This window comes from Chryseobacterium sp. II3a, from assembly GCF_057815135.1.
Map to the genome: position 1 here is coordinate 1 of NZ_JBYPZJ010000006.1, position 15,345 is coordinate 15,345.

A 15,345-nucleotide genomic window follows, 5' to 3' on the forward strand; every position below is an offset into this window, starting at 1 on the left:
ACCTTTAGGGTGGTTTTAGCGGTGGGGCTCACCTGTTCCCATTCCGAACACAGAAGTTAAGCCCACCAGCGCCGATGGTACTGCTAACGCGGGAGAGTAGGCCGCCGCCAGTTTTTATTTTATTTTTTAAAAGTCTCATACAGCAATGTGTGAGACTTTTTTTTTGCTTTATACCCAAAGCGCAATACTCAGGCAATATAACCACTACTACTACTACTACTACTACTACTACTACTACTACCACTAACTCAATACATGAGTAATTAATAATAAGTAATGAGTAATGGATGAAGCTGCTCTCAAAGAAAGGATTATTACAACTTTGTCTTTAAGTTTTGGCTAAAGCCTGATGAAAATTATTTTTTATTTGAACGGGCTAAAGCCCGTCCCTATTGAATGCTTAATGTTTATAATAAGAATGTAGGTTTATTTTATATTTTTCATATCAGTTTTTTAATTTTCCTTTTTCTTTTATCACGGATAATTCCTGGTATCATTACTTCTGATAGTCCCACCACTTTTGTCATCCTGGAAGGATCTAAATGCAGGATGGAAAAAATGAATATGGAAATAATTGTGGATAACACTGTCTAAGTTTCTGAGGAATGGCAATGAATCGTATTTGGTTACAAATTAAAGTATTATACAAATATCTATCATTTATTATTCATCACTCATTACCCATTGCAGGTTACTCATCATAAAGTGGTTTGAATTCATTTTGTAGGCAAATAATCATCTTTTATCACTTATCATTAACATTCATCATTCATAGAAACCTCCCTAGCCCCGATAGTAACGGTTACCCCGCAGCATAGGTCAGAGCGTAGTAGGGTGAGCGTTGGAGAGGGGAAGGCGCGAGGAGTATGAGTGGATAGCGGGAGAATGCTCCTGAAATAAAGAGAGAGATGAAATTAATTTCCTTAATAAGAGACCTTTCCTCAAATAATTTCAATAAGTTTGTATCTTCCAAAAAGTATTATAATGTCAGGAAACATTCTGATTATCGATGATGAGATCAAGCTCCTTAAGTTATTAGGTATGATCCTTTCCCAAGAGAATTTTAACGTGAAAGAAGCTTCTACAGCCCGATCTGCTATGACGATGCTGGAGCAGTATGATTTTGATGTTGTATTAAGCGATGTCAGGCTTCCTGATGCCTTTGGGGTAGATCTTGTAAAATCTATTAAAACAAAATATCCACATCTGGAAATTGTTTTGATGACAGCATTCGGGAATATTACTGATGCTGTGCAGGCGATGAAAAATGGTGCTTATGATTATCTGGTAAAAGGGGATGATAATGAAAAGATTATTCCTTTGGTATATAAAGCTTTGGAGAAGGTTAAAGATAATAAAACAAGAATTGTTCAACCCACTGGAGTATCAAAAGGCTTTGGACAAATCATTGGTAATTCTCCATTAATACTGCATGCTAAGAAATTGGCTGAAAAGGTTGCATTAACGGATGCTGCGGTACTTTTAACGGGAGAAACCGGAACAGGAAAAGAAGTTTTTGCGAATGCTATTCATGAAGGAAGTGAAAGAAAGAAAAATACTTTTGTAGCGATTAACTGTTCTGCTTTTAGCAAAGAAATTCTGGAAAGCGAACTCTTCGGTCATAAACAAGGGGCTTTTACTGGAGCTTTGAAAGATAAGAAAGGATTGATAGAGGAAGCTAATGGTGGTACATTATTTCTGGATGAAATTGGGGAAATGCCAATTGAACTTCAGGCTAAACTGCTTAGGGTCCTTGAGACAGGTGAGTTTATCAAAATGGGAGAAACTAAGGTTTCAAAGTCCGATTTCAGGCTGATTGCTGCTACCAATAGAAATCTTGAAGAAGAAATAAGACAGGGGAACTTCAGAGAAGATCTGTATTTCCGACTGAATGTTTTTGAAATTACCCTTCCAGCTTTAAGAGAAAGAAAAGAAGATCTGAAAATGCTGGCAAAGAATTTTGTTGATCTATTTTCAAATAAACTGCATCTGACATCTATTCAGGTTTTACCGGAGTATTATAAAATGCTTGAGAAGAATGACTGGAAAGGAAATATCAGAGAACTTAGAAATGCTGTAGAACGCAGTCTTATCCTTATGAATGATAATATTCTGGATGCGGAAAGTCTTCCTCATTACTCAGAAAAGGCAGTTCCGGAGAGTGATTCTTTAAGCATGAGATCACTTGAAAAAATTCATATCCAAAAGGTATTGCAATACACGAAAGGGAATAAGGCAGAAGCGGCCAGACTCCTTGAAATTGGAATTGCTACGCTATATCGCAAACTCGACGAATACGGACTGAAATAAGTCTTTTATCATTTTAATAAAGAGCCTATCATTTTGATAGGCTTTTCTGTTTTTATATAATTTATGGCACAGGGTTAATGTATTGTATTTCAATGTTTTATTTTGTTTGTTTGTGGTTTGGACTTTCTTTTGGCATATAGTGTCTGAATAAAATATTTAAAAATGACAATTTCAAGAAAAACGTTGAAAAAACGGGAGCATTCTACTTTTAGTCTGCTGATTGTATCGTACGTATTGTTTACTCTTTTAACTCTAATAATAAAGATATGATGCTGATAAGTTTAATTCTGCTCTTTGCAGTATTGTTCTGGCTTTTATATAAATCAGTTGAATTTTTTGATAAGATATAAAATTATGTGGAGTTTATTTTTTCTTTCAGTACTTGCCTTTGTGTATATCTGTTATGTTTTAATGAAACCTGAAAAATTTTAAAAGACAATGAATACAGAAATTTTAGGCATTATAGCCCTATTTGCTATCACATTAGTTATCGGAATATTTTTAGGTAAATACATAGCTAATGTTTATGGATACAAGAAAACCTTTTTAGATCCGGTTTTTCAGCCGATTGAAAAGTTTATTTATAAAATATCGGGAATCAATCCCAACCGCCAGATGAACTGGAAGCAGAATATGTATGCGATGCTGACGATTAACCTGGTTTGGTTTATTATAGGATTTATTCTCTTACTCACCCAAGCCTGGCTGCCTTTAAATCCGGATGGAAACCCGAATATGTCTCCTGATCTTGCTTTTAATACTACCATCTCATTTTTAGTAAACTGTAATCTACAGCACTATTCGGGAGAAACAGGAGTAAGTTACCTGAGCCAGCTTTATCTGATGTTTTTACAGTTTGTAACAGCTGCAACGGGAATGGCTGCTATGGCTGTCCTTTTTAAAGCTTTCAAAGAAAAAACAGCTACAGAATTGGGTAACTTTTATGACTACTTTACCAAGTCAATGATTAGAATTTTACTTCCCATCAGTGTATTGGTTGCTTTAATCCTTTCTATCAACGGAAGCCCAATGACTTTTGAAGGAAAAGATCATATTACAACCCTTGAAGGAAATAAAATAGATGTTTCCAGAGGTCCTGTAGCCGCTTTTGTAGCGATTAAACATCTGGGAACCAATGGAGGTGGTTTCTTTGGAGCCAATTCAGCCCATCCGCTTGAAAACCCTAATTATATAACGAATATGACGGAGATGGTCACTCAGATGATTATTCCTTTTGCATTGGTTTTTGCGTTAGGTTTCTATTTAAAGAAAAGAAAATTATCATGGGTTATATTTACCGTGATGACAGTAGGATTCTTAGCCCTTACCATTCCTAATATTGTTAATGAAACAGGTGGAAACCCATTAATTACAAAAATGGGAGCCGACAGCAGCCTTGGAGCGATGGAAGGAAAAGAGATCCGTTTTGGAAGCGCTGCATCAGCGTATTGGAGTATTGCTACTACGGTAATTTCTACAGGATCTGTAAACTCTATGCACGACAGCACGATGCCTCTTTCAGGAATGAATGAACTTCTGGCGATGATGATTAACTGCTTCTATGGAGGTTGTGGAGTAGGGATTCTTAATTACTTTATTTTCATCATTCTCGCGGTGTTTATCAGTGGATTGATGGTAGGTAGAACCCCGGAATTTATGGGGAAAAAGATTGAAGCTAAAGAAATGAAGATTGCGATGATCGTAGCTTTATTCCATCCATTCTTAATCCTTGTAGGAACGGCTTTAACAGCTTATTTGCCAGAATTTGGAGCGAAGACATTAAACAATCCGGGATTCCATGGCTTCAGTGAAATGCTGTATGAATTTACTTCTTCTTCAGCCAATAACGGATCAGGATTCGAAGGGTTGGGAGATAATACCCCTTGGTGGAATATCTCAACAGGAATTGTATTACTATTATCAAGATTTATCCCAATCATAGGCCCTATAGCCATTGCAGGATTACTTGCTCAGAAAAAATTTATTCCGGAAAGTTCAGGAACATTGAAAACAGATACGGCAACATTTGGTTTTATGACCCTGGCAGTTATCCTGCTTATTGCAGCATTGTCGTTCTTCCCTGCATTAACTCTTGGACCTATTGCAGAGCAGATACAATATTTCTCTAAATAAATTGTGAACATTAAAAATTAAAATCAATAGTCAACCATTAAGGAAGCTGAATCGTTTAGGGAACTTATTTAAAACTTACCGAAACGTTCACTACATAATATTATCCAATCCTATACCCTATAATTTGGTTTCTCTTGATGGTTATTATTGATTTAATGATATAAACTCTTTCAAAAAAATGAAAAATCAATCACAAACATTGTTTCAAAGGGATTTGGTAAACGAAGCGATTAAACAGTCTTTCGTTAAACTGAATCCGAAAATTATGTTTAAAAATCCAGTGATGTTCCTGGTGGAGATCGGAACAGTGGTCATGTTTGTAGTAAGCATGTTCAGCTTAACTGGTGATAAAACCCAGGGAAGCTTTTCCTATAACTTTTTAGTATTTATTATTTTATTTTTCACTGTTCTGTTTGCGAACTTTGCAGAAGCTATTGCGGAGGCAAGAGGAAAAGCGCAGGCTGATACGCTTAGAAAAACCCGTGAGGAAACTCCTGCTAAGCTGGTTGTTGATAACAAGCCCGGATTTCAGGTAGAAACTGCTTTAAAAATGTCTGCTGAAATGAAGCTTGGAGATATTTTTCTTTGTGAAGCCGGAGATCAGATTCCGATGGATGGAGAAATTATTGAAGGACTGGCAACCATTGACGAGTCTGCCATTACCGGAGAAAGTGCACCGGTGATCCGTGAAGCGGGTGGAGACAAAAGCTCAGTGACCGGAGGTACAAAAGTGCTTTCAGATAGAATCAAGGTAAAAGTGACCACCAAACCGGGAGAATCCTTTTTGGATAAAATGATTGCCCTTGTAGAAGGAGCATCAAGACAGAAAACACCTAACGAAATCGCATTAACTATATTATTAGCAGGGTTTACCCTTACTTTTATTATTGTAACCCTAACCTTAAAGCCTTTTGCAGACTACGCGCAGACTCCCATTACGATTGCGGCATTTATCTCACTTTTCGTCTGTCTTATTCCGACAACTATTGGAGGTCTGCTTTCTGCAATCGGGATTGCCGGAATGGATAGAGCATTAAGAGCCAATGTTATCACAAAAAGTGGAAAAGCTGTAGAAACTGCAGGTGATATTGATGTGTTGTTGCTTGATAAAACAGGAACAATTACTATCGGTAACCGTAAAGCGACTCAATTTCATCCTACCAACGGAATTAAACTTGAAGATTTTATTAAAGCTTCTGCATTGAGCTCTGTAGCTGATGAAACACCGGAAGGAAAATCCATCATTGAACTTAGTGCATTGAAATCCGAAGATTTACTGGTTCCTAATCCAACGTATATTGATTTTACCGCTGAAACCAGAACTTCAGGGATAGATTTTGAAGAGACAAGGATCCGAAAAGGAGCTTACGATACTATAAAGAAACTGACTGAAAAAGCCGGGAATCTTTTCCCACAGGAAACGCAGGATGCTGTTACCAAAATTTCTGAAAATGGAGGGACACCTTTGGTAGTTTCCGTTAATGAAAAGGTTTGGGGAGTTATTGAACTTCAGGATATTATTAAAACAGGAATCCAGGAACGTTTTCAGAGGCTGAGAAAAATGGGAGTAAAAACGGTAATGGTAACCGGAGACAACCCTTTAACTGCAAAATTTATCGCAGAAAAAGCTGGAGTAGATGATTTTATCGCTGAAGCCAAACCGGAAGATAAAATGAATTACATCAAAAAGGAACAGCAGGAAGGAAAGCTGGTAGCGATGATGGGAGATGGAACGAATGATGCTCCGGCATTGGCTCAGGCTGATGTAGGTGTTGCGATGAACAGTGGGACGCAGGCAGCGAAAGAAGCTGGAAACATGGTAGACCTTGATAATGATCCTACCAAACTGATTGAGATTGTAGAGATCGGAAAACAGTTGCTGATGACCCGTGGAACGTTGACAACCTTCAGTATTGCGAATGACGTTGCAAAGTATTTCGCCATTATTCCGGCACTGTTTATCACCTTTATTCCATCACTTCAGAAATTAAATATCATGAATCTTCACAGTCCGGAAACAGCCATCTTATCGGCAGTTATTTTCAATGCAGTGATTATTCCTTTCCTGATTCCATTAGCTTTAAAAGGAGTCGCGTACAAGCCAATTGGTGCCAGTGCATTATTGAGAAGAAATCTTTTGATCTATGGTTTGGGAGGGGTTATTGTTCCTTTCATCGGAATCAAAATTATTGATGTAGTGATTAGTTTATTCTATTAAAATTTAAAAAATGAAAAATCATATTGTTTCAGCATTCAGATTAAGCCTTGTCATGTTAGTTGTTGTAGGAATTTATCTGATTGTTGTATACGCAGGATCAAAAGTGCTGCCTAATCAGGGAAATGCAGAGATCATTAATTATAAAGGACAAAAATTCTATGCTAATGTCGGGCAGGAATTTAAATCTGAAAAATATTTCCATGGCCGTCCATCTTCAGTAAACTACAATGCAGCAGGAAGTGGAGGAAGTAACAAAGGTCCAAGCAATGAAGAATACCTGGAAACTGTACAGAAAAGAATAGATACATTAAAGCTACAGAATCCTGAAATGGGAAGTGTTAAAGTACCCGTAGAACTGGTTACAGCAAGCGGAAGCGGGTTGGATCCTGATATTTCAGAAGAAGGAGCCTTATACCAGGCAAAGAGAATTGCTAAAATGAGAAGCCTTTCCGTTGAACAGATCAATAATTTAATTAAAAATCAAACTGAAAAACCATTTTTACGACTTTTTGGACCTTCAAAGGTGAATGTCTTAAAGCTTAACATCGCTTTAGATCAATTAAAATAATCTAATAATCTTGAACTAACCATGTCAAGGTTTTAAACCTTGACATGGTACAATTAAAATAATTGTACGGCAGAATTTATAAAATATTGTTAGATACATTGAACCATTAAGAATATTGAAAGAATTAAGTATAAGCAAGAAAATCTAAAATTTCAAAATATTACCACTTATCATTCGCTTATAATCCATTTCTTCTTAATTTCTTAATTCTTTCTTAATGGTTAACTTTATCAGAGGAATATACTTTCTGTCCTGTATTCAAATAATTCTAAATTAACGTGAAAAAATATACTATTATAGGATTGCTATTGGGCGTTTTCTTCTCAAAAGCGCAAACATCAGATTCATTAAAGACAGAACCTAAAGTTACATTTTCTGCTTATGCGGAACTCTTTTATACTTATGATTTTAATGAACCTGGAAATCATCTCCGTCAGAACTTTTTATACTCGTACAACAGGCATAATGAGGTAAATCTTAATTTAGGATTGATAAAAGCCAATTATCAGAGTGAGAATATCCGAGCCAATCTTGCATTAATGGGCGGAACTTATGCACAGGATAATATGGCGGCGGAACAGGAGGCTTTACGATATATTAATGAAGCCAACGTAGGAATCAAAATATCCAAAAATAAAAACCTATGGATTGATGCCGGGATTATGCCTTCTCATATTGGTTGGGAAAGTGCCATTGGAAAAGATAATATTAACCTGACAAGAAGCTTCGCTGCTGAAAATTCGCCTTATTTTGAAACCGGAGCTAAGATTTCCTATACTTCAGATAACGGAAAATGGTTTGTAAGCGGATTGGTATTGAATGGCTGGCAGCGCATTGCCAAAGTGAAAGGGAACCAAAGTATTTCTTTTGGACATCAGGTAACATACAAACCCAATGATAAAATAACTTTGAACAGTAGCTCATTCATAGGAAATGATAAAGCTAAAGACGAGAAAAGAATGCGTTATTTCCATGATTTGTATGGAAGTTTTCAGCTGACAGAAAAGTTTTCAGCTTTATTAGGATTTGATATCGGTGCTGAACAGAAGATCAAAGGAAGTGAACAGTATAATATCTGGTACAGCCCCAATATACAGGCGAAATATCAGGTGGACAGTAAATGGGCATTGGCAGGAAGATTGGAATATTACAATGATAAAAATGGAGTGATTATCAGTACAGGAACTCCTAATGGTTTTCAAACCTTCGGATATTCACTGAACGTAGATTATGCTATATTTAAAAATGTTGTTTTCCGTACAGAAGCAAGAGGTTTTACCTCAAAGGATGCCATTTTTGCGAAAAATGATGATTTCAGAAAGGGAAATTTCTTTGTTACAACAAGTTTAGCAGTGTGGTTTTAACCCTAGTCAAAAGTGTTTAAAATAAAACTAAAAAGAATAAAATCAATGTCATCAGCAAAACATTTTTTAGAACTCATCCAAAAGTCCCGAAAAGGGAAGTTCAAAATTTATATAGGGATGAGTGCAGGTGTTGGAAAGACCTTCCGAATGTTGCAAGAGGCCCATGCTCTCTTACGAAACGGCATTGATGTAAAGATTGGTTATATAGAAACCCATGGCCGTGAAGAAACGGTAGCTTTGGTAGACGGTATTCCGGAAATTGAAAGAAAATCAGTCTTTTATAAAGGCAAAAACCTGGAGGAAATGGACCTCCAGGCTATTATCAATGAACATCCGGAGGTGGTTCTTGTAGATGAACTGGCCCATACCAATGTGGAAGGTTCTAAAAATAAAAAGAGATGGCAGGATGTACTGGAAATTCTGGATAACGGAATCAATGTCATCAGTGCGATGAACATTCAGCATATTGAAAGTCTTAATGAAGAAGTAAAGAAAATAACAGGAGTTGAAGTTGCGGAACGTGTTCCGGATAAAATTCTGGCGCTGGCTGATGAAGTTGTAAATATTGACCTTACTGCGGATGAATTACTTACCCGTTTGAAAGAAGGGAAAATTTATAAAAAAGAAAAAATTCATACTGCCCTCAGTAACTTTTTCCAAAGCGGGCATATTCTTCAGCTTCGTGAGCTTGCATTAAAAGAAGTGGCAACACACGTGGAAAGGAAGGTGGAAACTGAAATTAAGACTGAGAATTTCAAACCCATCAAATTCCTGGCCTGTATCAGCAGCAATGAGAAGATTGCTAAAACCATCATCCGGAAAACGGCAAGACTGGCGAGTTATTATAACAGCCCGTGGACGGTTCTCTATATTCAGAAACCTTCTGAAAACCCTGAAAAAATAGCACTGGACAAGCAGCGTTTTTTGATTAATAATTTTAATTTAGCACAGGAATTGGGAGCCAAGGTTGTAAGGATCAAAGAAAGCAGTGTTCATAACGGAATTCTGGAATATGTGATTGCCCATAATATTACCACAGTCTGTATCGGGAAACCGCATGCAAAACTCTGGCAGCGTCTGTTCGGGTACAGCTGGATCTACACTTTGATGAACAGACTGAACGAAAGACAGGTAGATATTATTATTTTATCTTAAAAGTAATGAAATCGCAATGATTAGGAAACACAAGCACAGATAAAGATGACGCGATTGCATATGTCTTTTAAAAAACAATAAGGATCTTCATATGAAACTTAAAACGAAACTTACTCTAGGCGTTGGCCTTTTATTTTTACTGATTGTTCTGCTTTCCGTAATAGGTTCTGTATATATTAATAAACTGAAATCTGATACAGAAAAGATTCTTACAGCCAATTATAACAGCCTTGAATTTTCTAAGAATATGCTTCTGGCATTGGATCATATCAGCACAGACAGTGTGGTGGCCATAGCAGATTTTAAAAAGAACAATAAGTTACAGGAAAAAAATCTTACCGAATTTGGAGAAAAAGAAGCTACCCAGAACCTTAATTTGCATTTCAACAGCTATTTAAAAGAACCTACAACCAATAAAGAAAAGCTGATTCGGGAAGATCTGGCCAGGATCATGTCTTTGAATATGAAAGGCATTGAGCGTAAAAGCGATATTGCTATTATTACAGCCGGAAATGCCACTTTCTGGATCGTAAGTCTTGGAACGGTTTGCTTTCTGATTGCTTTTATTTTATTGTTTAATCTGCCTCAAACCATTGCCGAGCCTATCAATCAGTTAACATTCAGTATCAGACAGATTGCAGATAAAAATTATAGTGAAAGGGTTCATTTTAAAGGAAGTGAAGAATTCAACAGCCTTGCAGATTCTTTTAATGTGATGGCAGAAAAGCTTCAGGAATATGAAAGCAGTAATCTTTCCAAACAGCTGATGGAGAAAAAGCGGATCGAAACTTTGGTAAATAATATGCATGATGCTGTGATTGGTCTGGATGAAAATCATTTTATCTATATGATTAATGATGAAGCTCTAAAGATCACCAATCTTCACAAAGAAGATATTATTGGAAAAACAGCCCATGAAGTTGCCATTAATAACGATTTGATGCGGGAACTCCTGAAAAATATCGATCATCCGGTAAAGGATCCCATTAAGATTGTGAGAGACAATAAGGAAAACTACTTTGAACAGGATATTGTTCCCATCAATATTGTAAAAACAGGGGAGAAGGAGAAAAAATATATTGGGAAAGTAATTTTACTGCGAAATATTACTCCTTTTAAAGAACTTGATTTTGCTAAAACCAATTTCATTGCCACCATTTCCCATGAGTTGAAAACTCCGATTTCTGCTATAAAAATGGGTGTACAGCTGCTTGGAAATCAGAAATTCGGTGAGTTGAATGAACAACAGCAGGAACTATTGAAGAGCATCAATGAAGATGGACAGCGTTTATTGGATATCACTGGTGAACTTCTTAATCTTTCACAGGTAGAATCCGGAAATATCAGGCTTACCGTTGATAAATGTTCCCCTAAGGAAATTGTACAGACCGCCGTGAAAAACGTGGAAAAACTGGCGGAACAAAAGAATATATCAATTAACACAGAATACCAGTTGGAAGATACTGATTTTGTAACCGCTGATTTTGACAAAACCGTCTGGGTAATGAATAACTTCCTGACCAATGCCGTAAAACATTCTTTTCAGGATGAAGAAATTAAAGTTCTTGTACAAAGAGTAGAAGATTTTATCCAGTTTAATATTATTGACACAGGAAGTGGAATTGATGAAAAGTATCACCGTCAGATCTTTGACCGCTATTTTCAGGTTCCAGGTGAACATCAGAACGGAACCGGTCTTGGATTGGCTATCTCTAAAAATTTTATTGAAAAACAGAATGGTGAAATTGGAGTAAGCAGCGCTTTGAATAATGGAAGTACATTTTATTTCAGACTTCCCATTGCTTAAAGTTTTCTATATTTGAATTATCTCAAATATAGAAACGAGAAAGCATATGAAAGAGCATCATTTTTATTCCAATAAAATTAAAAGCATTATTCTGCTGATTATTTCATCTGTTTTTACGATAGGCCTTTCTCAAATTAACTTCGAAAATGAAAGTCTCTTTGTAATCGTCATGCTTTCTCTTGGGATTACTCTTTTCTCATTTGGAATACTGTATTCTATATTACTGTTGGTGCGAACAGAACCTCTACTTACAGTAACGGATAAGCAGATTATTGTTTATAATGTATTAAGAAAACCTACGTTGATCCGTTTTGACGATGTTGCCTTGTTTTTTATATCAGATGTTCGGCATTATGGGATTAAAACTTCAGAATATATTTATGTGATCATGAAGAAGCCTAAAGAAAATGAGAATGTCATAGACAAGATGGCTTTAACAGTATTTCCGCAGTTTAAAGGAGTTCGCTATAGTATTCAGACTGATATGCTGAATGTGAAAGCAAAGGTTCTACTGGAGCTGTTGAATAGCAGAATAAGTCCTTATAATCTGTAGGTTAACGGAAAATTTAAAAATCTTAAGAGAGGCTGAATAAAATTTTATAAATTTGGTTATCAATTCATTTATGATGAACACGTCAGACTTAAAACTTGATTTAATCAATCGCATTGCTCAATTAAAAGAAGTCAGAATCGTTGAAGAAATTCAGAATCTTTTAGATTTTGAATTAGATCAGAACGAATATGTTCTTAATGCTGCCCAAAAAGATAGGATAGCAGAAGCAAGGGAAGAATATAAGAATCGATCATACCTTACCGAAGATAAAGCCAATCAAGATATAGAAGAATGGCTAGGCTAAAAATAAATTGAAAGGTGTGTTATTTCTTATATTTGTGACCAAATTAACAAAATGAAGAAAATCGTAAGTTTATTAGCTGTATTATTCTGTATAACTTTAAGCCTTCAACTTTCTGCACAAACCTTTACTTTAGAACAGTTAAAAGCACTCAACAAATTGGGAATGGCTGATTTTAAAAAGGAAATGAAAAGTCTTAACTACAAATTTTATGATAAAACAGAAGGTCTAGGATTTGTGTTGGCTGAATATGAATCAGCGGATTACCAATCCAAAATCGGAAAGTTTGAATATGAAGACAAATCTGATGATAGGATTGAATATGAGTTCAAAACTAAAAAAGAATATGATGAATATATGACAATCATTCTGAAGTCCGGATTCAAAGAGATTGAAAAAGGGAAGACGATTACCAAAGATTCTTATGTAGACTATTATAAGAATAAAGAACACATCAGATTAGTTACTCCTAAAACAGGCGATAACAATCCTTATACGATTCTTGTTTTTAAATAAACAGATTTTCTATACAATATAAAAGGCTGTGAAAAATTATTCACAGCCTTTATTATATAGAAGTTTTTATAAGTTTACTCTTTAATGAATTTCTGAACAGAAATCTTATCTTTTAAGAATAGCTTAATCAGATAATTTCCTTTAGAGAGGTCTGAAATATTTATAGAATTTCCTTTTGCCCCCATAGAGTTAATAACTCTGCCAGCTACATCGTAAATTTCAGCTTTAATGACTTCATCTGTAGATTTGATATACAATATATCTTTTACCGGATTAGGATAAATACTTACAGTAGTCTTATCATTTTGGACCTCCAAAGTAGCCAATGTACCTGCAATAGTTGTTGTATAGGTATTGGTAACAATAGGAGCATTGTAATCAAAATAGATTTTAGCCGTGTTACTGAAAGAATCTCCAGTATTCAAAGTGGATTTTGTCTTTATTTTGAAAGCTACATATCCATCATTATTAGCATCATCAAAAGGCAGCTGAATATTCTCAAAAATAAATTCTATAGTATTGGGATTTGTTACTCTTGTGGTATAGCTGTGACTTCCGTTTAACAAAACTAAAGAAGAAATGTCAAACTTTGAAGTGTCAATTTCATCTTTTACTACAATATTTCTGGCATTGGCTGTTCCTGTATTTTCAAATCGGATTAAGTAATGAACATAATCTCCAACCTGAGTTTTTGCAATAGAAGTTCCTTCAAGACAGGTTTTATCATTAGGATCAAAAGAATTGACAACCGTTTGGTTTAAAGAAAAATTATTGTCAGCTGGCGTTTCATCTGTAGCCCCGTTGATTTGTGCTGTATAATGCAGAATATCTCCACCATTCACTGCAGGAGTTTGTGTAGGTGTATTTAATTTTAGAGTAACTGTGATTTCTCTTGTTTCAAAAGGAAGAAGATTGGTGAAATTCCAGTTCAATGTTCCGGAGGATTGAGAGGTGGGTGAAAGCGTAGCACTTATATAATCAGTAATATTCTCATTATAATTAAATACAAGAGTACCTGATTGTGTGGTATTCCCTTTGTTTTTGTAAATAATCTTATATTTTGATTCAAAGCCAGGTGAAGCTGCAGTTACAGGTACAATTACTGTTTCTAAATCATTGTGAACACCATTCGGAGTTATACAGAAATTTTGAATAAATGGACTTGTCTGTTGAGGGAAAGTGGCAGTAATGCTTGAAGGGGAAATAGTAAAGTACGCAGGATTTTCAAGAATAGGAGTCATTGTATGGCTGCCTGGCTGTACTGAAAGAGAAAAATCTCCGGATGTATTGGCAATCATAGTTCCTGTAATTCCACCTCCTGTTATGCTGAACTTTTGGAAAGCTTTGTTGGCATCATTGGCATCACAGCCATTATTATTGGCATCTACTTTTGTATTTCCCTGGATGTTGTAAAATGTACCTCCAGGAGTAAATGAACAGTATGAGTTGACAACACACGTATTTGCAGATGGTAATAAAGAAATAATGTTAGGAATTTCAAAATCATCAGCACAGATGTAAACAAGGTTTGGAGTATCTGCGAAGCTTGAAGTATTAATAGAAGTAGAATCGAAGTTATGAATTCCATTTTTAATGAACAATGATTGAAGAAAAGGATTCTTCTCACAATAAAAGCTCGTAAGATTTTTATTTTGTGACAAATCAATGGTGGTAAACTTATTGGTACCTACCCCCAAGGCTTCTAACTTTGGAAAACCACTGAAATCAAGTGTGTTGATTTGGTTTTGTGTAAGGGTCAGAAATTTTAAATTAGGGGTTTGATTTATAGGTATTGTCTGCAGATTATTCACTGCTAAGTTTAAGGAGTTGAGATTCGTATTATTATTCAAATAGATATTCTCAAGTTGACATAGCGACATATTCACTTGATATAAGTTGGTTAGTCCGGATAAATTAATGGAAGCTATCTTACTGTAAAAGATATCCATATCATGTAGCTGGCTGCACCCTTGAAGGTTTAATGATGAAAGAACATAGCATCTGCTAACTTCCAGGTTATATAATAGGGTATTATTACTCAAATCTAAGGTTTGTAATAATGGAAGACCATCTATATCAAGAGAAGTCAGATTGGTAAAGCTTTGTATTCCTTCCATTGAAACGAGGTTGTTGAACAGTTGAGAATAATTAGCCGGAAAATTAATTACTTGGATGTTCAGTTTTGTAATATTGGCTGCTTCAGATAATTGAATTTCTCCATCATGGTTTTTATCAATGATAGTGGGACTATTCATAAGATCATAGGCCAAAAAAGCATTAGGTACATTAGATAGCAGAATACTTTTGAAATTGGCATCAGGAATATTAACAATCTGCGCTTGCAGAGCGGAAAACATAGTCATGAGAAGGACTAAGTAAATTTTTTTCATGGGTTAGTTTAATTTTCAACAAATGTAAAC

At 35.6% G+C, this 15,345-nt stretch carries 11 protein-coding genes and 1 rRNA gene; 11 read left to right on the forward strand and 1 reads right to left on the reverse strand.

The genetic code is table 11. From position 1 onward, the window contains the following. Positions 1-5: 5 nt before the first annotated feature. From rrf to AC3HD6_RS14935, 11 genes are all read left to right on the forward strand, one after another. Positions 6-113, forward strand: a 5S ribosomal RNA gene (rrf, locus tag AC3HD6_RS14885). Between the two features lie 871 nt (positions 114-984). Beyond that, on the forward strand, positions 985-2,310 hold the full coding sequence (locus AC3HD6_RS14890; protein WP_488897059.1) for a sigma-54-dependent transcriptional regulator: 1,326 nt from the start codon (positions 985-987) through the stop codon (positions 2,308-2,310). A 438-nt stretch (positions 2,311-2,748) separates the two neighbouring features. Further along, on the forward strand, positions 2,749-4,443 hold the full coding sequence (gene kdpA / locus AC3HD6_RS14895; protein ID WP_488897060.1) for a potassium-transporting ATPase subunit KdpA: 1,695 nt from the start codon (positions 2,749-2,751) through the stop codon (positions 4,441-4,443). 178 nt (positions 4,444-4,621) lie between these two features. Then, a complete protein-coding gene (gene kdpB, locus AC3HD6_RS14900; RefSeq protein ID WP_488897061.1) occupies positions 4,622-6,661 on the forward strand; it encodes a potassium-transporting ATPase subunit KdpB in 2,040 nt (679 codons plus the stop codon). Between the two features lie 10 nt (positions 6,662-6,671). Continuing rightward, the gene (gene kdpC / locus AC3HD6_RS14905; protein WP_488897062.1) at positions 6,672-7,229 is read left to right on the forward strand and encodes a K(+)-transporting ATPase subunit C; all 558 of its coding nucleotides are present in this window, start codon (positions 6,672-6,674) and stop codon (positions 7,227-7,229) included. A 278-nt stretch (positions 7,230-7,507) separates the two neighbouring features. Continuing rightward, entirely contained in the window at positions 7,508-8,593 is a 1,086-nt protein-coding gene (locus AC3HD6_RS14910; protein ID WP_488897063.1) for a porin, read from the forward strand. A 45-nt stretch (positions 8,594-8,638) separates the two neighbouring features. Continuing rightward, a complete protein-coding gene (locus AC3HD6_RS14915; protein ID WP_488897064.1) occupies positions 8,639-9,748 on the forward strand; it encodes a sensor protein KdpD in 1,110 nt (369 codons plus the stop codon). A 91-nt stretch (positions 9,749-9,839) separates the two neighbouring features. Beyond that, positions 9,840-11,555 carry an ATP-binding protein gene (locus AC3HD6_RS14920; RefSeq protein WP_488897065.1) on the forward strand — a complete coding sequence of 572 codons (1,716 nt, stop codon included), beginning with the start codon at positions 9,840-9,842 and terminating at the stop codon, positions 11,553-11,555. A gap of 46 nt (positions 11,556-11,601) precedes the next feature. Beyond that, entirely contained in the window at positions 11,602-12,108 is a 507-nt protein-coding gene (locus AC3HD6_RS14925; protein ID WP_488897066.1) for an STM3941 family protein, read from the forward strand. Positions 12,109-12,181: 73 nt separating this feature from the next. Then, complete coding sequence (locus AC3HD6_RS14930; protein WP_488897067.1) at positions 12,182-12,412, forward strand: hypothetical protein; 231 nt, start codon at positions 12,182-12,184, stop codon at positions 12,410-12,412. A gap of 51 nt (positions 12,413-12,463) precedes the next feature. Further along, a complete protein-coding gene (locus AC3HD6_RS14935; RefSeq protein WP_488897068.1) occupies positions 12,464-12,925 on the forward strand; it encodes a hypothetical protein in 462 nt (153 codons plus the stop codon). 74 nt (positions 12,926-12,999) lie between these two features. Here the strand turns inward: AC3HD6_RS14935 and AC3HD6_RS14940 are convergent, their stop codons facing one another. Beyond that, on the reverse strand, positions 13,000-15,315 hold the full coding sequence (locus AC3HD6_RS14940; RefSeq protein ID WP_488897069.1) for a DUF7619 domain-containing protein: 2,316 nt from the start codon (positions 15,313-15,315) through the stop codon (positions 13,000-13,002). Positions 15,316-15,345: the final 30 nt, after the last annotated feature.

Bases quoted from the DNA above. Each gene is read 5' to 3' on its own strand.
- AC3HD6_RS14915 (WP_488897064.1), top strand. From the start codon at position 8,639: ATGTCATCAGCAAAACATTTTTTAGAACTCATCCAAAAGTCCCGAAAA.
- AC3HD6_RS14935 (WP_488897068.1), top strand. From the start codon at position 12,464: ATGAAGAAAATCGTAAGTTTATTAGCTGTATTATTCTGTATAACTTTA.
- kdpA (WP_488897060.1), top strand. From the start codon at position 2,749: ATGAATACAGAAATTTTAGGCATTATAGCCCTATTTGCTATCACATTA.
- AC3HD6_RS14930 (WP_488897067.1), top strand. From the start codon at position 12,182: ATGAACACGTCAGACTTAAAACTTGATTTAATCAATCGCATTGCTCAA.
- kdpB (WP_488897061.1), top strand. From the start codon at position 4,622: ATGAAAAATCAATCACAAACATTGTTTCAAAGGGATTTGGTAAACGAA.
- AC3HD6_RS14890 (WP_488897059.1), top strand. From the start codon at position 985: ATGTCAGGAAACATTCTGATTATCGATGATGAGATCAAGCTCCTTAAG.
- AC3HD6_RS14920 (WP_488897065.1), top strand. From the start codon at position 9,840: ATGAAACTTAAAACGAAACTTACTCTAGGCGTTGGCCTTTTATTTTTA.
- kdpC (WP_488897062.1), top strand. From the start codon at position 6,672: ATGAAAAATCATATTGTTTCAGCATTCAGATTAAGCCTTGTCATGTTA.
- AC3HD6_RS14940 (WP_488897069.1), bottom strand. From the start codon at position 15,315: ATGAAAAAAATTTACTTAGTCCTTCTCATGACTATGTTTTCCGCTCTG.
- AC3HD6_RS14925 (WP_488897066.1), top strand. From the start codon at position 11,602: ATGAAAGAGCATCATTTTTATTCCAATAAAATTAAAAGCATTATTCTG.